The 24,914-nt window shown below is 72.2% G+C and carries 24 protein-coding genes and 1 pseudogene; 11 read left to right on the forward strand and 14 right to left on the reverse strand.

The window, feature by feature from the left end; genetic code table 11:
• Nucleotides 1-3: 3 nt before the first annotated feature.
• On the reverse strand, nucleotides 4-3,258 hold the full coding sequence (locus tag ACFV7R_RS12330) for a BTAD domain-containing putative transcriptional regulator (protein WP_385263358.1): 3,255 nt from the start codon (nucleotides 3,256-3,258) through the stop codon (nucleotides 4-6).
• Between the two features lie 136 nt (nucleotides 3,259-3,394).
• Here ACFV7R_RS12330 and ACFV7R_RS12335 point away from each other — a divergent pair, with 136 nt between their 5' ends.
• Complete coding sequence (locus tag ACFV7R_RS12335) at nucleotides 3,395-4,195, forward strand: site-2 protease family protein (protein ID WP_385262896.1); 801 nt, start codon at nucleotides 3,395-3,397, stop codon at nucleotides 4,193-4,195.
• Here ACFV7R_RS12335 and ACFV7R_RS12340 read toward each other — a convergent pair.
• From ACFV7R_RS12340 to ACFV7R_RS12350, 3 genes are all read right to left on the reverse strand, one after another.
• A complete protein-coding gene (locus ACFV7R_RS12340) occupies nucleotides 4,185-4,373 on the reverse strand; it encodes a hypothetical protein (protein WP_385262898.1) in 189 nt (62 codons plus the stop codon). The two genes, ACFV7R_RS12335 and ACFV7R_RS12340, sit on opposite strands and share 11 nt — an antisense overlap.
• A gap of 66 nt (nucleotides 4,374-4,439) precedes the next feature.
• The gene (gene npdG / locus ACFV7R_RS12345; protein ID WP_385262900.1) at nucleotides 4,440-5,156 is read right to left on the reverse strand and encodes an NADPH-dependent F420 reductase; all 717 of its coding nucleotides are present in this window, start codon (nucleotides 5,154-5,156) and stop codon (nucleotides 4,440-4,442) included.
• 37 nt (nucleotides 5,157-5,193) lie between these two features.
• The gene (locus ACFV7R_RS12350) at nucleotides 5,194-6,264 is read right to left on the reverse strand and encodes an exo-alpha-sialidase (protein WP_385262902.1); all 1,071 of its coding nucleotides are present in this window, start codon (nucleotides 6,262-6,264) and stop codon (nucleotides 5,194-5,196) included.
• A gap of 111 nt (nucleotides 6,265-6,375) precedes the next feature.
• Between ACFV7R_RS12350 and ACFV7R_RS12355 the strand changes: the two genes are divergently transcribed.
• Together ACFV7R_RS12355 and ACFV7R_RS12360 are read left to right on the forward strand one after the other, a co-directional pair.
• Nucleotides 6,376-6,975 (forward strand): hypothetical protein, encoded by a 600-nt coding sequence (locus ACFV7R_RS12355; protein ID WP_129800767.1) that lies wholly within the window; start codon nucleotides 6,376-6,378, stop codon nucleotides 6,973-6,975.
• 62 nt (nucleotides 6,976-7,037) lie between these two features.
• Nucleotides 7,038-8,327 (forward strand): MFS transporter, encoded by a 1,290-nt coding sequence (locus ACFV7R_RS12360; RefSeq protein ID WP_385262904.1) that lies wholly within the window; start codon nucleotides 7,038-7,040, stop codon nucleotides 8,325-8,327.
• On the opposite strand, the gene ACFV7R_RS12365 is transcribed toward ACFV7R_RS12360, so the two are convergent.
• Nucleotides 8,328-8,555 (reverse strand): hypothetical protein, encoded by a 228-nt coding sequence (locus ACFV7R_RS12365; RefSeq protein WP_129800769.1) that lies wholly within the window; start codon nucleotides 8,553-8,555, stop codon nucleotides 8,328-8,330. It lies immediately after the preceding gene.
• A gap of 58 nt (nucleotides 8,556-8,613) precedes the next feature.
• Here ACFV7R_RS12365 and map point away from each other — a divergent pair, with 58 nt between their 5' ends.
• On the forward strand, nucleotides 8,614-9,471 hold the full coding sequence (gene map / locus ACFV7R_RS12370) for a type I methionyl aminopeptidase (protein ID WP_385262906.1): 858 nt from the start codon (nucleotides 8,614-8,616) through the stop codon (nucleotides 9,469-9,471).
• Between the two features lie 142 nt (nucleotides 9,472-9,613).
• Entirely contained in the window at nucleotides 9,614-10,261 is a 648-nt protein-coding gene (locus ACFV7R_RS12375; RefSeq protein WP_385262908.1) for a heme oxygenase (biliverdin-producing), read from the forward strand.
• A gap of 183 nt (nucleotides 10,262-10,444) precedes the next feature.
• Here the strand turns inward: ACFV7R_RS12375 and ACFV7R_RS12380 are convergent, their stop codons facing one another.
• Nucleotides 10,445-11,089: a PhzF family phenazine biosynthesis protein gene (locus ACFV7R_RS12380; RefSeq protein ID WP_385262911.1), complete on the reverse strand. Its 645-nt coding sequence runs from the start codon at nucleotides 11,087-11,089 to the stop codon at nucleotides 10,445-10,447.
• A 50-nt stretch (nucleotides 11,090-11,139) separates the two neighbouring features.
• Between ACFV7R_RS12380 and ACFV7R_RS12385 the strand changes: the two genes are divergently transcribed.
• From ACFV7R_RS12385 to ACFV7R_RS12400, 4 genes and pseudogenes are all read left to right on the forward strand, one after another.
• On the forward strand, nucleotides 11,140-12,234 hold the full coding sequence (locus tag ACFV7R_RS12385) for a FecCD family ABC transporter permease (RefSeq protein WP_385262914.1): 1,095 nt from the start codon (nucleotides 11,140-11,142) through the stop codon (nucleotides 12,232-12,234).
• A complete protein-coding gene (locus ACFV7R_RS12390) occupies nucleotides 12,231-13,061 on the forward strand; it encodes a heme ABC transporter ATP-binding protein (protein ID WP_385262916.1) in 831 nt (276 codons plus the stop codon). Before ACFV7R_RS12385 ends, ACFV7R_RS12390 begins: the two co-directional genes overlap by 4 nt.
• Nucleotides 13,062-13,065: 4 nt before the next feature.
• Nucleotides 13,066-13,200: pseudogene (locus tag ACFV7R_RS12395) on the forward strand (iron transporter); the annotation flags it as partial.
• Nucleotides 13,163-14,164, forward strand: coding sequence for a hypothetical protein (locus ACFV7R_RS12400; protein WP_385262919.1), 1,002 nt, complete (start codon nucleotides 13,163-13,165; stop codon nucleotides 14,162-14,164). The pseudogene ACFV7R_RS12395 and the gene ACFV7R_RS12400, both read left to right, overlap by 38 nt.
• Nucleotides 14,165-14,177: 13 nt before the next feature.
• On the opposite strand, the gene ACFV7R_RS12405 is transcribed toward ACFV7R_RS12400, so the two are convergent.
• The 6 genes from ACFV7R_RS12405 to ACFV7R_RS12430 form a co-directional block, all read right to left on the reverse strand.
• Entirely contained in the window at nucleotides 14,178-14,915 is a 738-nt protein-coding gene (locus tag ACFV7R_RS12405) for a bifunctional DNA primase/polymerase (protein WP_385262921.1), read from the reverse strand.
• 189 nt (nucleotides 14,916-15,104) lie between these two features.
• Nucleotides 15,105-15,722: a TetR/AcrR family transcriptional regulator gene (locus ACFV7R_RS12410; RefSeq protein WP_385262923.1), complete on the reverse strand. Its 618-nt coding sequence runs from the start codon at nucleotides 15,720-15,722 to the stop codon at nucleotides 15,105-15,107.
• Between the two features lie 77 nt (nucleotides 15,723-15,799).
• Nucleotides 15,800-16,273 (reverse strand): carboxymuconolactone decarboxylase family protein, encoded by a 474-nt coding sequence (locus ACFV7R_RS12415; protein ID WP_385262925.1) that lies wholly within the window; start codon nucleotides 16,271-16,273, stop codon nucleotides 15,800-15,802.
• A 115-nt stretch (nucleotides 16,274-16,388) separates the two neighbouring features.
• Complete coding sequence (locus ACFV7R_RS12420; RefSeq protein ID WP_385262926.1) at nucleotides 16,389-17,381, reverse strand: small ribosomal subunit Rsm22 family protein; 993 nt, start codon at nucleotides 17,379-17,381, stop codon at nucleotides 16,389-16,391.
• A 112-nt stretch (nucleotides 17,382-17,493) separates the two neighbouring features.
• Nucleotides 17,494-18,678, reverse strand: coding sequence for a serine hydrolase domain-containing protein (locus ACFV7R_RS12425; protein ID WP_385262928.1), 1,185 nt, complete (start codon nucleotides 18,676-18,678; stop codon nucleotides 17,494-17,496).
• Entirely contained in the window at nucleotides 18,630-19,925 is a 1,296-nt protein-coding gene (locus ACFV7R_RS12430; protein WP_385262930.1) for a multidrug effflux MFS transporter, read from the reverse strand. Before ACFV7R_RS12430 ends, ACFV7R_RS12425 begins: the two co-directional genes overlap by 49 nt.
• Before the next feature lie 115 nt (nucleotides 19,926-20,040).
• Here ACFV7R_RS12430 and ACFV7R_RS12435 point away from each other — a divergent pair, with 115 nt between their 5' ends.
• Complete coding sequence (locus ACFV7R_RS12435; RefSeq protein WP_385262931.1) at nucleotides 20,041-21,075, forward strand: Gfo/Idh/MocA family protein; 1,035 nt, start codon at nucleotides 20,041-20,043, stop codon at nucleotides 21,073-21,075.
• Here the strand turns inward: ACFV7R_RS12435 and ACFV7R_RS12440 are convergent.
• Nucleotides 21,062-22,702, reverse strand: coding sequence for an alkaline phosphatase D family protein (locus tag ACFV7R_RS12440; protein WP_385262933.1), 1,641 nt, complete (start codon nucleotides 22,700-22,702; stop codon nucleotides 21,062-21,064). The two genes, ACFV7R_RS12435 and ACFV7R_RS12440, sit on opposite strands and share 14 nt — an antisense overlap.
• Nucleotides 22,703-22,847: 145 nt before the next feature.
• Here ACFV7R_RS12440 and ACFV7R_RS12445 point away from each other — a divergent pair, with 145 nt between their 5' ends.
• Complete coding sequence (locus tag ACFV7R_RS12445; RefSeq protein WP_385262936.1) at nucleotides 22,848-23,618, forward strand: SDR family oxidoreductase; 771 nt, start codon at nucleotides 22,848-22,850, stop codon at nucleotides 23,616-23,618.
• A 258-nt stretch (nucleotides 23,619-23,876) separates the two neighbouring features.
• On the opposite strand, the gene ACFV7R_RS12450 is transcribed toward ACFV7R_RS12445, so the two are convergent.
• Nucleotides 23,877-24,863, reverse strand: coding sequence for an aldo/keto reductase (locus ACFV7R_RS12450; RefSeq protein ID WP_385262938.1), 987 nt, complete (start codon nucleotides 24,861-24,863; stop codon nucleotides 23,877-23,879).
• Between the last annotated feature and the right edge of the window lie 51 nt (nucleotides 24,864-24,914).

Here is a 24,914-nt window from a genome sequence, read left to right on the forward strand (position 1 = left end):
CGGTCACACCAGGGCGGCGGCCTCCTGCGGGGAGAGGCCGCCGCCTTCGGCGTACGCCGCCGTGAACTCCTCGACGGGCAGCGCGGCCCGTACAGCGGCGGTGGCGCGGTCACGGGCCATGCGCTCCAGGGACGAGCGCAGATGGCCGGGCGGCCTCAGCGCGTCGGCCGCGCCCAGGCAGCGCGCGGCGTCGCGTCCGCTGTCGCTGCCGGCCATCGCCAGGGCGGCGATGACGAGATACGAGGAGAACAGTTGCGGGGCCATCGCCTTCGACAGCGGGTCGTCGGCCTGCGCGAGGCCGCGCCGGATCTTCTCCCTGGCTTGCTCGTAGTGGCCGTCGAGGGCCTCCACCCACGCCTCCTGGCCGAGGATGAACGCGTCGAAGACGACGAAGTGGGCGATCCTGAACTCCTCGCGCAGCACCTGCAGATGCTCGCGCGCCTCGGCGGTCCGGCCGGTGCAGCTGAGCCATCCGGCGAGGGCGACCCGGGCGAACGGCATCGCCTCGTTGTGCGCGCCGTCGCCGTCGTCGAGCACCTCCCGCAGCAGGCGCTCGCCCCGCTCGGCGTCGCCCGCCTCCAGCAGCGCGGCGGCCAGCCGGGCGGTGAGGACCGCGTGCTGGGCGGGGGCGCCGAGTCGCCGGGCCTGTGCCATGGCCGCCTCGTAGTCGGCGGCGGCCGCGAGGTAGCGTCCCCTGCGCTCATGGGTCTCGGCGCGCGCGGAGAGCGCCTCGGCCCTGCCCCAGCCGTCGCCCAGCCGCTGGTAGATCTCCAGCGACTCGTCGGCGTCCCGCTCGGCGTCGCCCGCCCGGTCGGCCCGGTTGGCGATGATGTTGGCGCGGATCTGGAGGCTGGCGGCCAGTTCCCAGTCGTAGCCGGGGGTCGCGCGGCAGGTGTCGACGGCGGCGTCGAGGAGCTCTGTCAGCCGGTCCATGCCGCCGGTGAGCATCACGGCGTAGAACGACAGCATGCCGGGGCTGCGGCAGGTCTGCGGGAGCCCCGGCTCGTAGGCCCCGGCGATCGCCCGCAGCTTGCGCTGCGCCTCGGGGGTCTGCCAGGCGTCCAGCTCGGTGTCCATGCAGGCGAGATGCCCCAGGTGGGCCCCGCGACGGGCCTCCTCGAGGACCTCACCCGTCCAGGGGGGCGGCTCGGCGGTGCAGCGCTGCCACACCGGGGCGGCCTTGCGCACCGGCTCGGCGAAGGGGTCGGGGCCGAGGTCCATGACCGCGAAGCACCACTGGCGGGCCTCGATGCGCAGGTCGCGCATCTGCCAGTACCACGCCAGCGACAACACGAGGCACAGTGCCTCCTGCTCGTCGCGTTCGGCGACGGCGTGCCGCAGCGCCGTGCGCAGGTTCTCGTACTCGCGTTCAAGCCGCTCGATGGCGGCGAGCTGATCGGGACCGCGCAGCAACGGGTCGGTGGTGCGGGCGAGTTCGCGGTAGTGCGTCAGATGGGCCCGCTCGGTCTCCTTGCGCTGCCCGGCCTCGTCGAGCCGCTCGCCCGCGTACTCGGCGACGGTCTCCAGGAGCCGGTAGCGCATCTCGCCGCCCTCGCCCGAAGGGGCGGCGACCACGAGGGACTTGTCGACGAGTGAACCGAGCGCCTCAAGTGCGGCGGGCCCGCACACGGCCTCGGCGGCGGTGAGGTCGCAGCCGCCGGCGAACACCGACAGGCGGCTCAGGACGTCCCGTTCGTCCTCGTCGAGCAGGTCCCAGGACCAGTCGACGACGGCCCGCAGGGTCTGCTGGCGGGGCAGCACGGTGCGGCTGCCGGAGGTGAGCAGGCGGAAGCGGTCGTCGAGCCGGTCCGCGATCTGCCGTGGCGTCAGCATCCGCAGCCGGGCGGCGGCGAGCTCGATGCCGAGCGGCAGGCCGTCGAGCCGCCGGCAGATCTCCGCGCACGCCTCGGGATCGTCGTCGACCCGGAAACCGGGCCGGGCGGCCGCCCCGCGGTCGGCGAGCAACCGCAGCGCGTACGGCTCCGGCAGCGGCTCCACCGGCCGCAGCACCTCCCCCGGTACGCCGAGGGGTTCGCGGCTGGTGGCCAGCACCGTCAGCGCCGCGCAGCGTTCCAGCAGCTGCTCGACGAGCCGGGCGGCGGCGTCGACGACATGCTCGCAGTTGTCGAGGACGATCAGCATGCGGCGGCGGGCGCAGTGCTCGACGAGGCGTTCGACAGGGTCGTCGTGGCGGTCGCCGCCGACGGCCCGGAGCTCCTCTGCGCCGGCGCCGTGCAGCACGGTCTCCCGGGCGCCGATCGCGGTGAGCACGGCCTCGGGCACGGCGGCGGGGTCGTCGACCGGCGCGAGCTCGGCGAGCCAGACGCCGTCGCGGGCCGCGTCCCGTACGGTCTCGGCGGCCTCCTGCGACAGCCGGGTCTTCCCGGCGCCGCCGGGCCCGAGGAGCGTGACGAGGCGGGCGGTGGCGAGGTCGCTGCGAATGGCCTCGATGTCGTCGTCGCGGCCGACGAAGGAGGTGAGGCGGGCGCGCAGGTTGCCGAGCGGGCGGGGCCCGGCCGGGCGTTCGTCCTGGTGCCGGAGCAGCTCGGCATGCAGCGCCCGCAGCTCCGCTCCCGGGTCGGAGCCGAGCCGGTCCGCGAGCAATTGTCGTACGTCTTCATAGGCGGCCAGCGCTTCAGCGGCCCGCCCGGCGTCGCGCAGAGCGCGCAGGCGCAGGGCCTGAAGGGGCTCGTCCAAGGGATGGCTGTCGCACAGGGCGGTCAGCTCGGGCAGCGACTGTTCGGCCTGGCCGAGGGCGAGGGCGGCGGTGTGGCGGGCGCGGAGGGCGTCCAGCCGCCGGGTCTCGCAGCGGGCCGCCTCTGCGGTGCGGTCGGGGAGGTCGGCGAGGGCGGGGCCGCGCCACAGGGCGAGGGCGTCGTCGAGGAGGACGGCGGCCTTGGCGGGGTCGCCGTCGGCGAGGGCGCCCATGCCGTCGCCGACGAGCCGTTCGAAACGGTGCAGGTCGATGTCGTCGCCCGAGGCGGCGAGCCGGTAGCCGCCCTCCACGGACTCGACAGCGTCCGCCCCGAGGGCCCTGCGCAGCCGCCCCACCAGCGCCTGCAGCGCCCCCGTCGCATCGGCGGGCGAATCCCCGTCCCACACCTCGTCGACCAGGAGACTGACAGGCACGGTACGCCCAGGCCGCAGGGCCAGCACGGTCAACAGGGCACGCAACCGCGCCCCGCCGACCGGAACGGCCGTGCCGTCGGGGCGGAGCGCCTGGGTGGTGCCGAGGATGCGATAGCGCACGGGGTCCATTGTCACCGGGGACGACCCGGCACCGCCTCAGGGTTTACACGGGCATGAACTGTGAGGAGGCGTATCCGTCCGGGGCATCCGGCGGATACGGTCTACCCGGACCAGCCGTCCGTCCACCACTTCAGGAGCCCTCCCCATGACCACTGCCGCCACGCGCCGCAGCGACCGGCGGATCAGCCCCGTCTTCCTCGGGATCCTGGCCGTGACGGCGGTGACCGGATGGGCCACCTGGACCGGGTTCGCGGAGCAGCCCGGGGTGGCCGTCTTCCTGTTCGTGACGGGCGCCTGGATCGTCTCCCTCTGCCTGCACGAGTACGCGCACGCACGTACCGCGCTGCACAGCGGGGACATCTCGGTCGGGGCGAAGGGCTATCTCACGCTCAACCCGTTGAAGTACACGCACGCCCTGCTGAGCATCGTGCTGCCCGTGCTGTTCGTGATCCTGGGCGGGATCGGGCTGCCGGGCGGTGCCGTCTTCATCGAGCGGGGCCGGATCCGGGGGCGGTGGCGGCACAGTCTGATCTCGGCGGCGGGTCCGCTGACGAACGTTCTCTTCGCCGCCGTCTGCACCGCACCCTTCTGGCTCGACGCGCTCGACGGCGTACCGCGCGACTTCCAGTACGCCCTCGCCTTCCTGGCGCTGCTCCAGGTGACGGCCGCGATCCTGAACTTCCTGCCGGTGCCGGGCCTGGACGGCTACGGCGTCATCGAGCCCTGGCTGTCGTACAACATCCGCCGCCAGGTGGAGCCGCTCGCGCCCTTCGGGCTGCTGCTGGTGTTCGCACTGCTGTGGATCCCGGCGCTGAACGGCGCGTTCTTCGACCTGGTCGACGCCGTGCTGCGGGGTCTCGGGATCGACGATGTCGACACGTACTGCGGCTACGAGCTGTACCGCTTCTGGCTCGGCACCAACGAGTACTGCTCGGTCAGCCCGTGACCGACGGGTTGCGCCGAGTGCTCCGGCCGCGCTTCAGGTAGTACCAGGTCATGTTCGACGACAGTCCCGCGAGCAGCACCCACACGACGCCCAGCCAGCTGCCCTGCACGAAGGAGATGACGGCCGCGACGACGGCGAGGACGCAGACGGCGAGGGCATAGAGGGCGAGGCGGGGCATGGCGTTCGGCTCCTGTCGGGGGACACTGCTGGGCAGAGTGGCTGACCACCAGTGTCCCCCATCGCCTCATACGTCCGTGACGCGCAGTCCCGCGTGCGCCTTGTAGCGGCGGTTGACGGAGATCAGGTTGGCGACCAGCGACTCCACCTGGTGGGCGTTGCGCAGCCGGCCGGCGAAGATGCCGCGCATACCGGGGATGCGGTCGGCCAGCGCCTGCACGATCTCGACGTCGGCCCGCTCCTCGCCGAGGACCATGACGTCGGTGTCGATCTCCTCGATCTCCGGGTCCTGGAGCAGCACGGCGGACAGATGGTGGAAGGCGGCGGTGACCCGCGCGTCCGGCAGCAGCGCGGCGGCCTGCTCGGCGGCGCTGCCCTCCTCCGGCTTCAGCGCGTAGGCGCCCTTCTTGTCGAAGCCGAGCGGGTTGACGCAGTCGACGACCAGCTTGCCGGCCAGCACCTCGCGCAGGGATTCGATGGTCTTGCCGTGGCCCTCCCACGGCACGGCGACGATCACGATGTCGCTGCGCCGCGCGCACTCGGCGTTGTCGGCGCCCTCGACGCCGTACCCCAGCTCCTCGGCGGCGGCCTGTGCGCGCTCCGTCGCCCGGGAACCGATGATCACCTTCTGGCCGGCCCGGGCGAGCCGGTAGGCGAGGCCCTTGCCCTGCGGCCCGGTCCCGCCGAGCACGCCGACCACCAGCCCGGAGACGTCGGGCAGGTCCCAGGGGTCCTTGGCGGGGGCCTTCGCGGGCTTCTGTGCAGCACTGTCGGTAGAGGTCATGGGCCGACTTTACGTCCGCTCCCGCGGCCCCACAGGGTCAGGTGAGGTCCGTCACGGGGACCCGCAGGAAGCTGATCGTCTCGTACGCGCCGAAGTCGCCCGTCTCGTAGAGGAGTCCGACGGTGGACGCGTCGACGCGCGCGAGGTCGCTGTACGCCGCCGGCAGGCCGTCGACCGTGAACACCGGCCGCCAGGTCCTGCCGCCGTCGGCGGAGGCGCGGAGGGTCATCAGGGCGCGGCCGCGGGCGGCGGGACCGGAGAAGAGCAGGATGTCGGGGTCGCGGAGCTGGAGGACGCTGGCCTGGCAGACGGGGGCGGTCAGCCCGGCCTGCGGACGGAACGGCTTCACGAGGGTCCTGCCGCCGTCCTCGGAGTGGGCGTCGGCCCGGTTGCCGGGCGAGCGGGAGTCGGTGCGGGTGTTGAAGTAGACGCGGCCGTCGGGGAGTTCGGCGGCGGTGGTCTCGTTGACGTTGACGTAGTCGTCGTCGCTGTCGTCGAGGTAGCCGAGGTACCAGGTCTCGCCACGGTCGTCACTGAGCAGGCAGTGGCCGCCGTTGTACCGGGGCTCGTTGCCGAGGTCGGTGCCGGCCGGCGGCAGTGTGTGGTTGCCGGGGACGACGACCCGGCCGGTGCTCAGCTGGATGCCGTGGCCGGGGGTGGTGGCGTACCAGCGCCAGCCGGGCTGCTTCACCTGCTCGGTGATCTCCCTGGGCTCCGACCAGGTCCGGCCGTCGTCGTCGCTGTGCTGCACCCACACCCGGCGCCCGTCGGCCTCCTTCACCTCACCGCGCACGATGAGCTCCTCGGCGGCCGCCGCGGCGGAGCGGACGTGGACGAGCAGGATGCGTCCGGTGTCGAGGACGACCGGGGCGGGGTTCCCGGCGAGGTCGGTGCCATTGTCCGCGACCACCTGCAACGGGCCCCAGGTGCGGCCGCCGTCCGTGGAGCGTTTCAGCACGATGTCGATGTTTCCCCAGTCGTGCGCGGACTCGGCCCGGCCCTCGCAGAAGGCGAGGAGGGTGCCGGAGTCCGTGGCGACGACCGCCGGGATCCGGTAACTGGCATAACCCTCGCGGCCGGCGCGGAAGGGGACGGTTGCTGCTGGCATGGGCGACTCCTCGGGGTGACCGTTCACGGGATTGCGGCCCTGTGCCCATCTTGGGCGAATTCACGGTGAACTCCGGGTCACGAGTGCCCTGTTACGGCAGGATACGGCCGTATGGATGCCGTACGGGTCGCGTTGTTGCGTGAAGTGCTCGCCGGGACCGAGTGGTTGGGAGCCACCCGGCGGTTCGCGGGGGTGCTGCGCGGGTCGGTGGTGTCGCACGGGGGCGGGCTGCTGCTCGTCGGCGCGCCGGAGTACGAGCCATGGCATCTGGCGGCCCATCTGGTGGACGAGGCGGCCTGGTCGGGTACGCCGGAGCTGGCCCCCACCCTCGTACGCCATGACGCGCGCCCCTCGGATCCGGCGCATCTGGCGGTCGGGCTGGGGCGCATCGAGGCGGCCCGGCGTGGTGAGACGCTGCTGGTGGTGTCGCCCGAGGGCCCGGGTGCGCCGCTGCTGGAGCGGGTGCACGACGCGCGGCGGGCCGGGGCGACGGTGCTGGCCCTCGGTTCGGCCGACGGGGACCTCACCGCGATGGCGCACGAGACGCTGGCCGTGCGGGAGGAGTCCGAGCTGGACCTGGACACCGTGCAGCACCTGGTGAGCGCGGCGGCCGGGGAGAACGCGCTGCCCGCGGCGCGGGGGCGGCGGCTGAGGGACCGGCTGGCGAGGCTGGCGGACGAACTGACGGCGCCGCCGCCTGCCCGCTGGTGACCCTGCCCGCCGGCCGAAAAGCAGTTGCCGCCGGCTCCGCCACCCGCGGAGCATGACCGTTCGTGACCGACGAACCGCCCTCCGGCCTGCGCGCCCTCCTGCCGGACCTCGCTCCCTGGCGGGCCTCCGCCGACTTCCGGCGGCTGTGGCTGTCGGGGCTGATCTCGAACTTCGGGAGCTTCCTGACGTTCGTCGCGCTGCCGGTGCAGATCAAGGAACTCACGGGGTCAGCGGCGGCGGTCGGGGCGATCGGTGCCGTGGAGCTGATCCCGCTGATCGTCTTCGGGCTGTACGGCGGTGCGCTCGCGGACGCGCTCGACAAGCGCGGGCTGATCATCTGGACCGAGGCGGGACAGGGGCTGCTCAGTGCGGTGCTGCTGGTGAACGCGCTGCTGCCGCAGCCCGCCGTGTGGCCTTTGTATGTCGTGGCCGCCCTGTCCTCGGCTCTCTTCTCCGTACAGCGCCCCGCACTCGACTCGCTCTGGCCGCGGATCGTCGCCCATGAGCACCTGCCGGCCGCGACCTCCCTCAACTCCCTGCGCTGGACGGTCGGCGGGGTCGCGGGCCCGGCCGTGGCGGGTGTGGTGGTGGCGTACGCGGGGCTCGGCTGGGCCTACGCGGCCGACCTGGTCACCTTCGTCGTCTCGGTCGCGCTGATCATTCCCCTCGCCTCCTCCCCCGCCTCTCACGAGGCGGCGAAACCCTCGCTGCGGGCCATCGCCGAGGGCGCCCGGTACGCCTGGAGCCGCAAGGAGCTCCTCGGCACCTACGCCGTGGACCTCGCCGCGATGTTCCTGGCGATGCCGCTGGCCCTGCTGCCGTTCCTGGCGGACGAGTTGGACGCCGAGTGGTCGCTGGGGCTGATGTACGCGACGGTGCCGCTCGGGTCGCTGCTGGTGAGCGTGACCAGCGGCTGGACCGCGCGGATCCACCGGCACGGCCGGATGGTCGTCCTCTCGGCCGCTCTGTGGGGCGTGTCCATCGCGGCTGCCGGAGTCGTCGGCAACGTGTGGCTGGTGCTGCTGTGCCTGACCGTGGCCGGCGGCTGCGACATGGTCAGCGGGATCTTCCGCGGGGTCATGTGGAACCAGACGATCCCGGACGAGCTGCGGGGCCGGCTCGCCGGGATCGAGCTGCTGTCGTACTCGGTCGGGCCGACCCTCGGCCAGGTCAGGTCGGGCGGTTTCGCCGCGTGGTGGGGTGTGCGGGCGTCGGTGTGGTCGGGCGGGCTGCTGTGCGTGGGCGCGGTGGGGCTGCTCGCCCTGTGCCTGCCGAAGCTGATGACGTACGACGCCCGGACGAGCGAGCACGCGGTGCGGGTGCGCGCCCAGCGGGCGGCGACCAAGGCTTGATCAGTCGTCGTCCGTGCCGGTGGGGGTGTCGTGCCACTTGGGGTCGGTCTCCCACTCGAGGTTGCGCTCGCGGGCGGTCTCCATCGCGTGCTCGGCCTCCGCGCGGGAGGCGTACGGCCCGAAGCGGTCCTTGGCGGGGCACTCCGGCCCTTCCTCGACCTTCTTGTGCAGCAGGCAGTAGTACCACTCGCCCGGCTTACCGACCGTGCGCTTCTTGAACAGGGCCATGACCGGCTCCTTTCGCCAGGGACATGGTCTCGTATGCCCGCTGGTTAGACTCCCTGATATGTCTGGCCAGTCGCTGCTCGTCCCAGGGGAGCTGTCTCCCACCCGTTCCGTGCCCGGAAACATCCGGCGCCCCGAGTACGTCGGCAAGCCCGCGCCGACCCCGTACGCGGGGCCGGAGGTGCAGACCCCGGAGACGGTCGAGGCGATGCGCGTCGCCGGCCGTATCGCCGCGCGGGCGATGGCGGAGGCGGCGAAGCTGATCGCACCGGGTGTGACCACCGACGAGCTGGACAAGGTGGCGCACGACTACATGTGCGACCACGGCGCCTATCCCTCGACGCTCGGCTACCGCGGCTTCCCGAAGTCCCTGTGCACGAGCATCAACGAGGTCATCTGCCACGGCATCCCGGACTCCACGGTCCTGCGGGACGGCGACATCATCAACCTCGACGTCACCGCGTACATCGGCGGGGTGCACGGCGACAACAACGCCACGTACCTGGTCGGCGACGTCGACGAGGAGAGCCGTCTGCTGGTGGAGCGCACGCGCGAGTCCCTCAACCGCGCGATCAAGGCGGTCAGGCCGGGCCGCCAGATCAACGTCATCGGCCGTGTGATCGAGTCGTACGCCAAGCGTTTCGGCTACGGCGTGGTCCGCGACTTCACCGGCCACGGCATCAACTCGTCCTTCCACTCGGGCCTGATCATCCCGCACTACGACAGCCCGCACGCGACGACGGTCATGCAGCCCGGGATGACCTTCACGATCGAGCCGATGCTGACGCTCGGCACGCACGAGTACGACATGTGGGACGACGGCTGGACGGTCGTGACGAAGGACCGCAGGCGGACGGCGCAGTTCGAGCACACGCTGGTGGTGACGGACACGGGAGCGGAGATTCTGACGCTGCCCTGACCGGCCCCGCCGTGCAGGCCCGCTCTCTTCGGAGGGCGGGCCTTTTTGGGTGGTTTCCGGGGCGATTCGGGTACACATTTACCGACAGCGAGTCGGCAAAAGCATTGACTTAGGTAAGCCTAACCATAGAGAATCTGGGCTCATGGACTCCTTCTCGACGCTCCTGCGCACCACCACCCACGAGCTGCACGAAGAGGCGAACTCGTCGACATTCATGAGCGATCTGCTGGGCGGCCGGCTGGGGGTGGACGCCTACGCGCGCTACACCGAGCAGCTGTGGTTCGTGTACGAGGCCCTGGAGTCCGGCGCCGAGCGGCTGACGTCCGACCCGGTGGCCGGCCCCTTCGTCCGCCCGGAGCTGATGCGGATGGCGTCGCTCGAACGGGACCTGGCGCATCTGCGGGGCCCCGGCTGGCGTTCCACCCTCTCCGCGCTGCCCGCCACGCAGGCGTACGCCGACCGGATCGAGGAGTGTGCCCGCACCTGGCCGGGCGGGTACGTCGCCCACCACTACACCCGCTACCTCGGCGACCTCGCCGGCGGCCAGGTCGTCCGCGACCGGGCGGAGAAGACCTGGGGCTTCGACAAGAAGGGCGACGGGGTCCGCTTCTACGTCTTCGACCAGATCTCCAACCCGGCGGCCTTCAAGCGCGGCTACCGCCAACTGCTGGACGACGTCCGGGCGGACGACCTGGAGAAGCAGCGGGTCATCGCCGAGTGCCAGCGGGCGTTCCGGCTGAACATGGCGGTCTTCCAGGCACTGAGCGAGGAGTTCCCGCTCAGCGCCTAGGGCCTGTCCGGCGGATCAGGTCGCAGGAAATCGGCCGCACCCTAATAGCGCTGGTGAGCGGGTTCTGGTGCGTCCAGCTGCAAGGCGGAGGAGGGCGGCGACGCGGAGCGTCGGCAACCGACGACAACGCCGCAGATGGGCGTGCCAGCCCCCGCGTCTGCGGCATGATCCGCCGGACAGGCCCTAGCGCTCGAGGAACACGCGTCCGCCGATCTCCACCCAGCCCTCCGGCTGAGGAGCCGTCAGGATCTGCGAGCCCGTGCCCTGGGTGATGTTGAGGGCCCGGCCCAGTCGGTCGGTGAGGAGAAGGGCGGCCGCGCCGGTCGCCTCGTCCTCGTCGATGCCGTCGTCGCGGCCGGGGAAGGCGCGGGCGCGGACGCGGCCCGCCGCCTCGTCCTCCCAGGCCCAGGCGTACACCCACTCCCCGGGCGGCGGCACCAGCAGCTCGTCCACCTCGGCCGCCTTGCCGTACCGGCGGAGCGTGCGCGGCGGAGCCCACTCCGCGCGGGCCTCGATCCAGCTGAACTCCCCGTCCTGCCGGGCGCCCACCACCCCGGCAGGCGTGAGGAGTTCGGGCACGTCGAGCAGCCAGGCCACGCCGACGCAGGGGTGTCCGGCGAAGGGCAGCCGGGTGCTGGGGGTGTAGATGTCGATGACCCCGCGCTCGGGATCGTCCACGAACACGGTCTCGCTGAAGCCGAGCTTCGCGGCGAACGCCTGCCGGTCGCTCCGCTCGGGCATGACCGAGCCGTCACGGACGACGCCGAGTTCGTTGCCGTATCCCCCGCCGGGGCCGCAGAAGACACGCAGGACGTCGTAGTCAGTCACCCCGGCATTGAAGCACCGACCGAGAGGAACCGGGCGATGGGTGGTGCCGTATGACGGTGCTGGAGAAGAGGGCCGCCGAGGAAGCGGCCCCACCGCCCGACACCCCGCCCCGCAGACCCCGGGGCACCGCCTGGCTGCTGACCGCGGGGATGGTGCTCACCCTGCTCGTCCTCGTCCCGGTGGCCGCCGGTATCGGCGCGTACCCGGTCCCGGTCGGTGACCTCCTCGGCTCGGTGCTGCACAAAGCCGGGCTGGGCGGCGCCGAGTCGGACCGGGTCGCCGAGTCCGTGCTGTGGAACGTCCGCTTCCCGCGGATCGTGCTCGCCCTGCTCGTCGGGGCCTCGCTGGGCTGCGCGGGCGCGCTGATGCAGGGCGTGTTCGGCAACCCGCTGGCCGAACCGGGCACGATCGGTGTCTCCCTGGGCGCGGCGGTCGGTGCGGTGGCCTCGATCGCGCTCGGTCTGACCTTCCTCGGCAACTGGACCCTCCCGGCGATGGCCTTCGTCGCCGGTCTCGGCACCGTGCTGCTGGTGTACGCCATGTCGCGCTCGGGCGGCCGCACGGAGGTCGTGACGCTGATCCTCACCGGTATCGCGGTGAACGCCTTCTGCGGGGCGCTCGTCGGCCTGTTCATCTTCCTCGCCGACACCGCTGCGGTGAACCAGATCACCTTCTGGCAGCTGGGCTCCCTCGCCCAGGCGACCTGGCCGAAGGTGCTCGCGGTGCTGCCGTGCGCGGCGGTCGGCCTGCTGCTCGCGCCGCTGTACTCGCGCCGCCTGGACCTGCTCGCCCTCGGCGACCGGCCCGCCCGCCACCTGGGCGTGGACGTGGAGCGGCTGCGGATCGTGCTCATCCTCGTCATCGCGCTGCTGACGGCGGCCGCGGTGAGCGTCTCCGGTGTCATCGGCTTCATCGGTCTCGTCGTACCGCACCTGCTGCGGATGGCGGCAGGACCCGGGCACCGCTTCCTGATGCCGGGCAGCGCGCTCGGCGGTGCGGTGGTGCTGCTCGGCGCCGATCTCGCGGCCCGCACCCTCGCCGCCCCCGCCGAACTGCCGCTCGGCGTCCTGACCGCCCTGGTGGGCAGCCCGTTCTTCTTCTGGCTGCTGCGCCGGACCCGCCGCAAGCAAGGAGGCTGGGCGTGATCCGCCTGCGCACGCGACCCGTTCCCCCACCGGTGCCGGTGCCCGGCGACGTCCTCGCCGAGACCGAGGGCCTGCAGGTCCGCCTCGGTGGGCGTACCGTCCTGCACGGCGTCGACATGACCGTCCGCGGCGGCGAGGTGCTCGCCCTCGTCGGCCCCAACGGGGCGGGAAAGTCGACCCTGTTGGGCGCCCTGGCCGCCGATCTCCCGGACGCGGAGGGCGTCGTACGGATTCACAGCCGCCCGGTGTCGGACTGGTCCGCGTCCGAACTCGCTCTGCGCCGGGCCGTGTTGCCGCAGTCGGCGGCGCTGTCCTTCCCGTTCACGGTGGAGGAGGTGGTCCGGATGGGGCGCGCACCCTGGGCGGCCGTCGGCGGGGAGGGCGCCGACTCGGACGACACAGCGGTCGGCGAGGCGATGGCGCGGGCCGAGGTGACCGCGTTCGCCGCGCGGCCCTTCTCCGCGCTCAGCGGCGGCGAGCGGGCCCGGGTCGCGCTCGCCCGGGTACTCGCCCAACGCGCCCCGCTGCTGCTGCTCGACGAGCCGACCGCCGCCCTCGACCTCAAGCACCAGGAGCTGGTGCTGCGGCTGTGCCGGGAGCGGGCCCGGGCCGGCGACGCGGTGGTGGTCGTCCTGCACGATCTGGGGCTCGCGGCGGCCTACGCGCACCGGGTCGCGATCCTGCACGCCGGCCGGATCGCCGCCGACGGGCCGCCGGCCGAGGTGTTCTCCGACCGGCTCCTCACGGACGTCTACGACCAGCCCGTCGAGGTGCTCCCGCACCCGCGCACGGGAGCGGTCCTGGTGACTCCCCGGCGGGACGTGTGAAGGCCAGGTCACGGTGTGGCAGCTGAAGTCGGTCCCGGCGCCCGCGCGTTCCCCGGTCCCGGTAGGGTTCGCCTCCGGGAAGGGGAAGGTGAAAGGACCCGATGAGCAGGGATCGCGGCCCTCGCAGGCTTCGCAGGCTGGACCGGAGCGTGCTCATGGCAGCTTCGATGACCGCTTTGTCGGTGACGGCGAGCGGGTGCGTGGTGGTGCACGGCGAGCGTGAGGTGCTCCCCGCGACGACCGAGGACGAGGCTGCCAGGGCGCTGGCCGAGTTCACGGCCGCGTACAACAGGGCCGACAAGGCCTACGACAGCTCCCTCGACGCCGACCACGTCACCGGCCCCCTGGCCGCCATCGACGAGGCGCGGCTGAAGGCCGGCCGCGCCAACAACCCGGACGGCAATCCCGCGCACTCCCCGCTGAAGTTCAGCGACGTCGAGTACACCATCCCGAAGAAGGCCGGCTGGCCGCGCTGGTTCCTCGCCGACGCCGCGGCCAACAAGGGCTCCGCCGCGCGCTGGCTGATGGTGTTCACCCGCAACGGGCTCACCGAGCAGTGGCAGGTGTCGTATCTCACGCTGGTGGCGCCCGGCAAGGTACCGGAGTTCAAGAAGGACAAGGACGGCTGGGCCGAGGCGATCCCCGCGAACTCCCCCGAACTCGCCGTGGCACCGGGCGACCTGAGCCAGAACTACACGACGTACCTCCAGGACGGCGGGGACGCCTTCGCGCCCGGCACGCACACCACCACGTGGCGCGAACTGCGTGACAAGAACAAGAGCAAGCCGGGCCTGGCCACCCAGTACATCGACGAGCCGCTGACGAACGGCGACTACGCCCCCGTGGCGCTGCGCACCGCCGACGGCGGGGCGCTGGTGTTCTTCAGCACCCGCCACTTCGAGAAGCAGACGGCCGCGGCCGGCACGTCGGTACCGACGCCGAGCAAGGACGTCGAGGCCCTGACGACCGGCGAGATCAAGCAGTCACTGACGCTGGAGGTCGTCTCCAACGAGGTGGCTCTGGACCCGGAGAAGGGCTCCGGGGACCAGCAGGTGACGGTGCTGGGCCGGATCCAGGGGCTGACGGCGGCGAAGGGCGAGTAGGGAGCTCGGCCGCTCAGTGGCGCAGGGGCCAGGCCGCGCTCGCGTGGTCCGGCTCCGTGCCCGCGTACCGGGCGCAGGCGTCGGTGAGGACTTCCAGCAGGCTCAGCGGATCGGGCAGCGCATGCTCGGGGCCGCGTACCCAGTGCACGGTCTGGTCGTCGCCGGGGAGGCGGGCCGGGGGGACGAGGACGTAGGAGCCGCGGCAGTGCCAGCGCAGGCCCGGATGCTCGTCCATCGTCTCGGGGTGACAGTCCAGCTCGCACGGCCACCACTCGTCCTCGTCCTCGGGGGTGCCGCGGGTGAGGGTGAAGAACAGCATGCGGCCGTCGTCGCTCGCGGCGACCGGGCCGACCTCCACGCCGGCGGCGAGGAGACGCTGCAACGCCTCGCGACCGGCCTCCAGGGGCACGTCGAGGACGTCGTGCACCATGCCGGTCGCGGTGATGAAGTTGGCCTGCGGCTGATGGCGGGCCCAGCGCTCGATCTGCGCGCGGTCGGTCGTGGACTGCGTCTGCCAGGCGAACGACACCGGGTGCCGGGCGGGCGTCGGACAGCCGACGCGATCGCAGGAACAGCGGTAACCGGGGGCCGGGTACGCGGCGGGCGCCAGCGGCAGCCCCGCGGCGGCGACGGCGAGCAGCAGGTCCTCACGGCCGCCGTCGTCGGCAGCGGCCTCCTTCGGGCGGCGTCCCCGCAGCCACTGGGAGAGTTTGCCCTGCCGGCCGGTGCGACCGCCGAACTCCGCGCTCATCTATCCCCTCGCCTCGCTGTCGAACCTCGCCGTTGAACCTCGCTGCCGAAACGGACAGCTTGCTCCATGGTCCCACCATCCTGCTCCTTGAGTGGCCGCAGTCCCCAACCGGGGTGGGTGGGACGAGACGTACTCCACACAGGGATCAGGGGTCATCAGGCACTTTGCCGCGATTTATCAGGGTGCAGGTCATCGGGGCGCGAGTCCGTACAGGGCGTAGTCGACGAGGGTGTCGGTGTACTCGTACGAGATGGGCCCGGTGTGCTGCAGCCAGCGCTGGGCGAGCGGGGAGACGAAGAGTTCCAGGGCTATACGGGGGTCCACCTCGGGGCGTACGTCGCCGGCCTTCTGCGCGGAGCGCAGGCGCTGGACGTACAGCTGGAGCGAGGGTTCGAGGAGCTTGGCCACGAACTCCCGGCCGAGCTCCTCGTTGACCAGACCCTCGGCGGCCAGGGCGCGGGAGGGGACCTCGAACCGGGGGTCGAGCAGCTCGTCGACCGTGGCGCGCAGGACGGCCTTGAGGTCGGCGGCGAGGTCGCCGGTGTCCGGGATGGTGGCGTACGGCTCCTGTCCGGCGTCCTGCGCCGTCTGCCCGGCCAGGTCGAGGAAGGCCTCCAGCAGGACGTCGGCCTTCGACGACCACCAGCGGTAGATGGTCTGCTTGCCGACGCCGGCGCGGGCGGCGACGCCCTCGACGGTGGTCTTGGCGTAACCGACCTCGCCGACGAGTTCGAGGGCGGCGGCGTAGATCGCGCGACGGGACTTCTCGCTGCGGCGGGTGGCGTCGGGGGCGGACTTCTTGGCCATGAGGCGAATTTACCAGGCCGACAAGACGTTGCGTCTCGTCACGTGCCCGGACCGAGCCGCCCCCGACGCACTCCCGGCTATCCGAACTGGCCGGGCTGGTAGTCGCCGGCGGGCTGCCGGATGATCACGTTCAGCCGGTTGAAGGTGTTGATGAGAGCGATCTGGGCCACCAGGGCGGCGAGCTGCTCCTCGTCGTAGTGCTTGGCGGCGTTCGCCCAGACCTCGTCCGAGACCCCACCGGCCGCGTCCGCGATGCGGGTGCCCTCCTCCGTCAGCTCCAGCGCGGCACGCTCGGCCTCGGTGAACACCGTGGCCTCGCGCCAGGCCGCGACCAGGTTGAGGCGTACGGAGGTCTCACCGGCGGCGAGGGCGTCCTTGGTGTGCATGTCGGTGCAGAAACCGCAGCCGTTGATCTGGCTCGCGCGGAGGTTCACCAGTTCCTGCGTCGCGGTGGGCAGCGGCGAGTCCGCGAGCACCTTGCCCGCCGAGACGATGTGCTTCAGGAACTTGCCTGCGGTCGGGCTGCCGAAGACGTTCAAACGGGCTTCCATGGTGGACTCCTCTGCCGTGGTCGGTGGCTACACATCCCTGACGGAACGGCTCGGCGGGATGTGACACGGCCGGAGGTGACGGGCGTCACAGATCACAGAGGGAGCGGCGACCCGCCTACGACGACTCCGCGGGCGGCCACGCGTCGCCCCAGTCGGCGTCGCGGGCCGCCTTGTACCGGTCGCCGTGGCGTTTGGTGACGGTCGTCCTGCGGAGCTGTTCGTCGGTCTCGCACAGGTCGAGGAGGACCTGGCCCTTGCGGATCTGGGGTTTGCGGACGACCCGGGAGGGGGCCGGCGTGGGCGGGAAACGGGTGGCGGCGACGTAGCTGAACTTCTCGTCCTCGTAGGCGAGGGAGCCGCCCTTGACCTGGCGGTGCAGCGAGGAACGGCTGACCCGCGCCGAGAAGTGGCACCAGTCGGTGCCGGGGGCGATGGGGCAGGCGGCGCTGTGCGGGCAGGGGGCGGCGATGTGGAAGCCGGCGGCGATCAGACGGTCGCGGGCGTCGATGATGCGGGCGTAGCCGTCGGGGGTGCCGGGTTCGACGAGGACGACGGCCTGGGCGGCGGCCGCGGCAGCGTCGACGAGGGCGGCGCGGTCGGGGGCGGTGAGCTCGTTGAGGACGTAGGAGACGGTGACGAGATCAGCGCTCTCGAGGGTGAGCGCCGCTCCGATACGAGAGCGCTGCCAGCGGGCGTCCCGCAGCGCCGGGTTGGCGGCGGCGACCTCGCGCCCGAGCGCGAGCGCGGGCTCGGCCCAGTCCAGCACGGTCACCGGCCGGACCCCGCCCCAGGTGGCGGTGACGGCCCAGCTCGCGGCGCCGGTACCGCCCCCGACGTCCACATGCCCGCCGGGCACCCACCCGGGCACGGCCGCCGCGAACGCCCTCAGCGCCGAGCGCACCGCCTCGAACGTGGCCGGCATCCGGTACGCGGCGTACGCGGCCACGTCGGCACGGTCCCGAAGGATCGGGGCGTCGGTCGGGGTGGCGCCCCGGTAATGACCGATCAGCCGCTCCACGGCCTGCGCGGCCTGCCGGGGCGGAAGTCCGTCGAGCAGCCCGGCGAGGGCGGTGCGGAGGGTTTCGGCCGGGGACAGGGGGGCGTTCACCCGGCGATTCTACGAGGCGGCGAGGTGGAGCGGCGCACTGCTTTGCGAGCACCGCTCACCACCAAGAGCACAGCTCACCACCGAGAGCATTGCTCACCACTGAGGGCGCCGCTCACATCCCCCGCACCGCCCGCACCGCCCGAGCCACCCGCGTCCCCGCCGCTGCCCGCGGTCGGCTGTCCGGGGCGCGGCGGCACGGGTGGACCGTGTTCGCGAGCAGGATCAGGAACGTGTCCGTCGCCCGGTCCAGCACCAGCGATGTCCCCGTGAAACCGGTGTGCCCGGCCGCTCCCCGCCCCGCCAGCTCCCCCATGAACCACGGTTGGTCCAGCACGAACCCCAGCCCGGGCGGCGTCAGCAGCAGCTCCACGAAATCCGGGCCCAGGATGCGCGCCGGCCCGTACGAACCCCCCGCCAGCAGCGCCCGGCAGAACACCGCCAGGTCCCGCCCCGTGGCGAACAGTCCCGCGTGACCGGCCACCCCGCCCAGCGCCCACGCGTTCTCGTCGTGGACGACCCCCCGCAGCATTCCCCGGTCGGCCTTCGCCCACGGCCGGCGCTGGTCCTCGGTCGCCGCCGCACCCGGGCACGGGCCGAAGCCTGTCGACGACATCCCCAGCGGGCGGGTGATCCCGTCGCGTACGAGGACGTCCAGGGGATGGCCGGTGATGCGTTCCAGGACGTACTGGAGCAGCAGCATGTTCAGGTCGGAGTAGCGGTACACGCCGGGCTTCCCCGTCGGCGGCTCCGCGCGCAGCAGCGCCTGCCGTCCGGTGTCGTCCGGGCAGTCGTACAGCGGGAGTTCGGGCCGCAGCCCGGAGGTGTGGGTGAGCAGCTGCCGTACGGTGACGCCGTGCCGGGCGGCGGCGCGGAAGTCCGGCAGGTAGTCGCCCACGCGCGCGTCGATGCCGAGCGTGCCGCGTTCGATCTGCTGGACCGCGGCGACGGCGGTGAACAGCTTGGTGAGCGAGGCGAGGTCGAAGGGCGTGTCCACGGTCGTCGGCACCCGGTCCGCGGCCGGCAGTTCGACCCCCGCGTCCGTCTCCGGGTCGTACGCCGCGTACCGCACGGCGTGACCCGCCGCCTCCTCCACCGCGAGCACCGGCCCGCGCCCGGCGACGACGACGGCACCCGCCGCCCACGGGCGCTCACCGGTCGTCAGGTCCTGGACGTCGCGGACGAGGAGACGGAGTTCGCCGGGGTCGAGTCCGGCCCGTTCCGGTGTGCCGCTCCGCAGCCTCGGCGCACTCAGTTCCCCGCTCCCTCCACGCCCGTACCCGCGTTCCAAGGTCGGCACAGTCCCACGAAGCAGGCCACCGCCACCAGGGCTGCGGCCAGTTGGACGACGGCCATGGGGACGGCGGTGTGCTCGCCCCCGATCCCGGCGAGCGGGGAGGCGACGGCGCCGATGAGGAAGGAGGACGTACCGAGCAGGGCGGACGCCGAGCCGGCGGAGTGCCTGGTGCGCAGGAGGGCGAGCGTCTGCGCGTTGGGCAGGGTGAAACCCATCGCGGTCATCAGGACGAACAGCGCGCCGGAGACCGGGACGAGCCCCGCCTCGCCGAAGACACCCAGCGACATCAGCAGCAGCGAGGTCGCGGCCAGGACGACGACCGTCAGCCCGAGGGCGAGGACCCGGTCGAGGCGGACCCGGCCGACCAGCACCTTGCCGTTGATCTGCCCGGCGGCGACGAGGCCGATGGAGTTCAGGCCGAACAGCAGGCTGAAGGTCTGCGGGGAGGCGCCGTGGATCTCCTGGATCACGAACGGCGACGCGGAGACATAGGCGAACAGCGCGGCGAAGGCGAAGCCGCCGGCGAGCATGTAGCCGGTGAAGGGCAGGTCGGCGAGGAGCCGGCGCATCGAGTGCAGGGCCTCGCCGATGCCGCCGCGGTGGCGTTCGGCGGGCGGGAGGGTCTCCGGGAGCCGGAACCAGACGACCCCGGCGAGCAGCACCCCGACGGCCGTGAGGACCACGAACACGCCCCGCCAGTCCGTCACCCGCAGGATCTGCCCGCCGATGAGCGGCGCGACGATCGGGGCGACCCCGGAGATCAGCATGAGGGTGGAGAAGAAGCGGGCCATGGCCACGCCGTCGTACAGGTCGCGTACGACCGCCCGTGCGATCACGATTCCGGCCGCACCGGCGAGGCCCTGCACCAGCCGGAAGGCGACCAGGGACTCGACGGTGGGTGCCACCGCGCACAGGACGGTGGCGACGATGTACACGGCGAGTCCGGTCAGCAGCGGCCGCCGGCGGCCCCACCGGTCGCTCATCGGGCCGACGACCAGCTGTCCGAGCGCCATGCCGGCCAGGCAGGCGGTGAGCGTGAGCTGCACGGTCGCGGCGGGCGCGTACAGGGACTCGGTGACCTCCGGCATCGCGGGGAGGTACATGTCCATGGACAGCGGCGGGACGGCGGTGAGCCCGCCGAGGATGAGCGTGACGAGCAGTCCGGTGCGGCGCAGTGCACGAACGGGCGGCCGCATCGTCGGTGCGGCCGCCTGTGAAAGATCCGGTATCGGTGCCCCGCCTTCGGCCATGTGCCCCTCCCTCTTCCCTGCAGCAGTCCGCCCCTATGCTCTCAGTTCGAACACAGTGCCAGGTGACATCGAACGAGAACGAACAAGATCGAACGAGAACGAGGGCGGGGCAGGCATGACGGCGGACAGCGTGCGGTGGGGGATCCTGGCGACGGGCGGGATCGCGGCGGCGTTCACGGCGGATCTGGTGGATCTGCCGGACGCGGAGGTGGTGGCGGTGGCCTCGCGGACTTCAGACTCGGCGAAGGCGTTCGCGGAGCGGTTCGGGATCCCCCGGGCGTACGGCGACTGGGAGTTGCTGGCGCGGGACGAGGGCGTCGATGTCGTGTACGTCGCCACTCCGCACGCGGCGCACCGGGAGGCCGCGGGTCTGTGCCTGGCGGCGGGGCGGAACGTGCTGTGCGAGAAGGCGTTCACGCTGAACGTGCGCGAGGCGGAGGAACTGGTCGCGCTGGCGCGGGAGCGCGGGAGCTTCCTGATGGAAGCGATGTGGATGTACTGCAATCCGCTGGTGCGGCGGCTGAAGGCGCTGGTGGACGACGGGGCGATCGGCGAAGTGCGCAGTGTTCAGGCGGACTTCGGGCTGGCGGGCCCCTTCCCGCCGGCGCACCGGCTGCGGGATCCGCAGCAGGGCGGGGGCGCGCTGCTGGACCTCGGCGTCTACCCGGTCTCCTTCGCGCATCTGCTGCTGGGCGAGCCGTCGGACATCACGGCGAGAGCGGTGCTCTCCGACGAGGGCGTTGATCTCCAGACGGGAGCACTGCTCTCCTGGGAGAGCGGCGCTCTCGCTTCGGTGCACTGCTCCATCGTCGGCGGTACGCCCGTCGCCGCCTCGGTCACCGGCTCGCACGGCCGGATCGACATCCCGAACGGCTTCTTCAACCCCGACCGTTTCGTCCTGCACCGCGACGGCCGCGACCCCGAGGAGTTCGGCCACGACCCGGCCGCCGACCCCCACAACAGCCTCAAGCACGAGGCCCGCGAGGTGATGCGGGCCCTGCGCGCCGGCGAGACCGAGTCCCCCCTCGTCCCGCTCGACGGCACGCTCGCCGTGATGCGGACGCTCGACGCGATCCGTGACCGCATCGGCGTCCGCTACCCCGGCGAGCATCCCGACCAGGCGGACGAGCCGCAGCTCACACCTGCCTGAGCCCCGGCTTCCCCGCCTCCGTGACGAAGGACGCGGCCGTCGTGACCGGCGCCCCGGGCGTGGTCACGTACGGCACCGTCTTGAAGTCGGCCCGGGCCGAGTCCTCGCCGAGGTCGACGGTCACGTAACCGCGCTGACCGTTGTAGTGCTTCATGTGCGGGTTGCGCGCAAGGTAGCCCGCCCAGTTCGACGGCTGCGCCGAACCGTCCTTGCCGCTGGTGATCGACGTGGTGACGATCTCGGTGCCGACCGTGTGCGAGTCCGGGTCGTCGAAGTCCCGCTTGATGTCCATCGCGTAGGAGACGTGGACGTCACCGGTGAGCACCATGAGGTTCTCCACGCGGGCCGCGTCCGCGCCCTTGAGCAGGCGCTCACGGGAGGCCGGGTAGCCGTCCCAGGAGTCCATGGAGCGCGTGGTGTTGCCGGCGGTGGGGTGGTTGCGGCGGGAGAAGGTGACCTGCTGCGGGACCACGTTCCACAGGGCGCGCGAGCGGCGCCAGCCGTCGATCAGCCACCGCTCCTGGGTGAGGCCGGGCAGCGTCTGCGACGCGGCCTCGGACTCGGCGGTCGGGGTCTTCCAGCCGTCGCCGTTGGCCTGGTCGGTGCGGTACTGGCGGGTGTCCAGGATGTCGAACTGGGCGAGCCGGCCCCACTGCAGACGGCGGTAGAGCTGCATGTCCGGGCCGTCCGGCAGCTGCGGGCGGCGCAGCGGCTGGTTCTCCCAGTACGCGCGGTACGCGGAGGCGCGGCGCAGCAGGAACTCCTCCGGCGGGACGCTGTTCTCCGGGGTGTCACCGGCGTAGTTGTTCTCGGTCTCGTGGTCGTCCCAGGTGACGACGAAGGGGTGCGCGGCGTGCGCGGCGCGCAGGTCCGGGTCGGTCTTGTAGAGGGCGTACCGCAGGCGGTAGTCCTCCAGGGTCGTGGTCTCCCGGTTGAAGAGGTCGGGCAGCACGCGGTCGGTGTGGTTGCGGGCTCCGCCGACGGAGTTGACGGCGTACTCGTAGAGGTAGTCGCCGAGGTGGAAGACGACGTCGACGTCGTCCTGGGCGAGGTGCTGGTACGCGGTGTAGTAGCCGTCGTGGTACGCCTGGCAGGACACTGCGGCGAGGGTCAGGCCCGAGGTGCGCTGCGAGGTGGCGGGCGCGGTGCGGGTACGACCGGTCTCGCTGACCCAACTGCCCACGCGGAAGCGGTAGTAGTAGACGCGGCCGGGCGCGAGGTCGTCGACCTCGACGTGCACGGTGTGGTTGAACTCGGGGTGCGCGGTGGCCTTGCCGCGTCGGACCACCCGGCGGAACCCCTCGTCAAGGGCCAGCTCCCAGCGCACCTCGACGCGCTCGGCGGGCAGTCCGCTGCCGCTCTCGTACGGGGAGGGGGCGAGCCGCGTCCACAGGAGCACGGAGTCGGGCAGCGGGTCGCCGGAGGCGACGCCGAGGGTGAACGGGTCGTCGGTGATCCGCGCGGCGTCGAGTTCGGCGGCGCCGGCGACGCCCGCGGTGGGCAGGTTCACCGCGAACGCGAGCGCGGCGGCCGCGCCGGTGACGGTCAGAAAGCGACGGCGGCCGATGTGCCGGGCGGCCGCGCGGAATTCGGGGGCGTGCTGTGACGGGCGTGCTGCGGATGTCATCCGGTCCTCTCCCCTGACGAACCTGTCGATTCGATGCAGGAGGCATTGGACTGGCCGGGAACGACCCGCGCTTGGCACGTACACAACACTCGGATGGCGAGCGGATGAGTTCCGCATGGCGGACCCTCGCCTACGCTGCGAGCCCATGAACGCCAAGCAAACTGCCCTGCAGTCGAAGATCGCCGTGGTGACCGGCGCCGGCTCCGGCATCGGCCGCGCGGTCGCCGTGGAGCTGATGCGCGCGGGCTGGTCGGTGGCGCTCGCGGGACGCCGCCCGGAGGCCCTGGAGGAGACGGCGGCACTCGTACCCGAGGGGGCCTTTCTCGTCGTACGCACGGACGTGTCACAACCTGGGGACGTGGCCGGTCTCTTCACCGCCACCGTCGAGCGGTTCGGGCGGGTGGACCTGCTGTTCAACAACGCGGGGACGTTCGGGCCGGGCGGGGTCCCGGTCGAGGAGCTGCCGTACGAGGCCTGGCGGCACGTGGTGGACACCAACCTCAACGGGGCGTTCCTGTGCGCGCAGGCGGCGTACCGGCAGATGAAGGAGCAGGACCCGCAGGGCGGCCGGATCATCAACAACGGCTCGATCTCGGCGCACGCGCCCCGCCCGCACTCGGTCGCCTACACGGCCACCAAGCACGCGCTGACCGGCCTCACCAAATCCCTGTCGCTGGACGGGCGCCCGTACCGCATCGCGGTGGGGCAGATCGACATCGGCAACGCGGCGACCGACATGACGCAGCGGATGCAGACGGGCGCGCTGCAGGCGGACGGCTCCGTGGTGCCCGAGCCCGTGATGGACGTCGCCGATGTGGCGCGCACGGTGCGGCACATGGCGGAGCTGCCGTTGGAGGCGAACGTGCAGTTCGCGACGGTGCTGGCGACGGCGATGCCGTACGTGGGACGCGGCTGAGGCCCGGGCGGCCGCCCGGCACCTCCACAACTTGCACAAGCGGAATGTGAAGTTCCGCTGCATCGCGGCCGGTGGGCGGCTTATGCTCAAGTCCTCCTGCACCAGAGCTTCACATCTGGAGCGCCGGGTTTCCGCAGGCCACACCGAGGGGGGAGACGGCAGTCGTTCCACGACACCGGGTGGGGGTGGACCTCGCGTGGGACCGCGAGGTACGCACCGGTGCGTGGAACGGCTGCCGTGTAGGTCCTACGGCGGTGTTCAGCGGCCGAGGATCCGGTCGACCTCGGCCATCTGCTCGGCGGTGAGCGGCCCCTTCGCCATCGCGCCCGCGTTCTGCTCGGCCTGGGCGACGGAACGGAACCCCGGGATCGGCACGGTGCGCGGGCTGCGGGCCCACAGCCATGCGAGGGCGCCCTGACCGAGCGTACGGCCGTCGCTGGTGAGGATGTCCTTCAGCGCGTCGACGCGGGCGAGCCACTCCGGGTCGACGCCGGACCCGCCCTCGAAGCCCTTCAGCCACTGAGGCGGCCGGCTGCGGATGTCCCCGGCCTCCAGGGCCTGCCCGGTCCTGCGCTTTCCGGTCAGCAGACCCATCGCCAGCGGGCTGCGGTTGATGCTCGCCAGCTCCAGTTCCTCGCACAGCGCGAACATGTCCGGCGCGTCCTGGAGGACATTGGCCATGTGCTGTACGGCCGCGCAGTGCTCGCCTTGCGCGAAGACGGCGGCGCGGGCCGGGTCGTCGGTGCTCCACGCGTAGGCGCGGATGAGCCCCTCGCGCACGAACTCCTCACAGATGTCGCGCAGTTCGGCGGCGCGCTCCGGATCGGCGTCGGACAGGTGCAGCTGGTAGAGGTCGATATGGTCGGTGTCCAGGCGCTTCAGCGAGGCGGTCAGCGCGTGGCGGACGTACTGCGGGGAGTCGTCGGCACCGGTGAGGGTGCGGGTGCCCTCGTCGAAGACGTTGCCCCACTTGGTGGCGACGACGACATCGTCCCGGCGTTTGCCGAGGGCACGCCCGAGGATGCGTTCGCTGTGGCCGGTGCCGTAGGTGTCGGCGGTGTCGAAGAAGGTGACACCGAGGTCGAGGGCGCGGTGGATCGCCCGTACGGACTCCTCGTCGTCGACCCTGCCCCAGCCGAGCGGCTGCCCGTCGGCGTCCTGCCACTCACCCCCGATCGCCCAGCAGCCGAAGCCGAGGGCGCTGACCTGGATGCCGCTGCGTCCGAGTGTCCTGGTGATCTCCATGCCTCGGGAGGCTAGGAGTTGAAGCGCACTTCAACGCAAGGCCTTCCGGCC

The sequence above is a fragment of the Streptomyces sp. NPDC059866 genome (assembly GCF_042731325.1).
GTDB lineage: Bacteria > Actinomycetota > Actinomycetes > Streptomycetales > Streptomycetaceae > Streptomyces > Streptomyces flavusporus.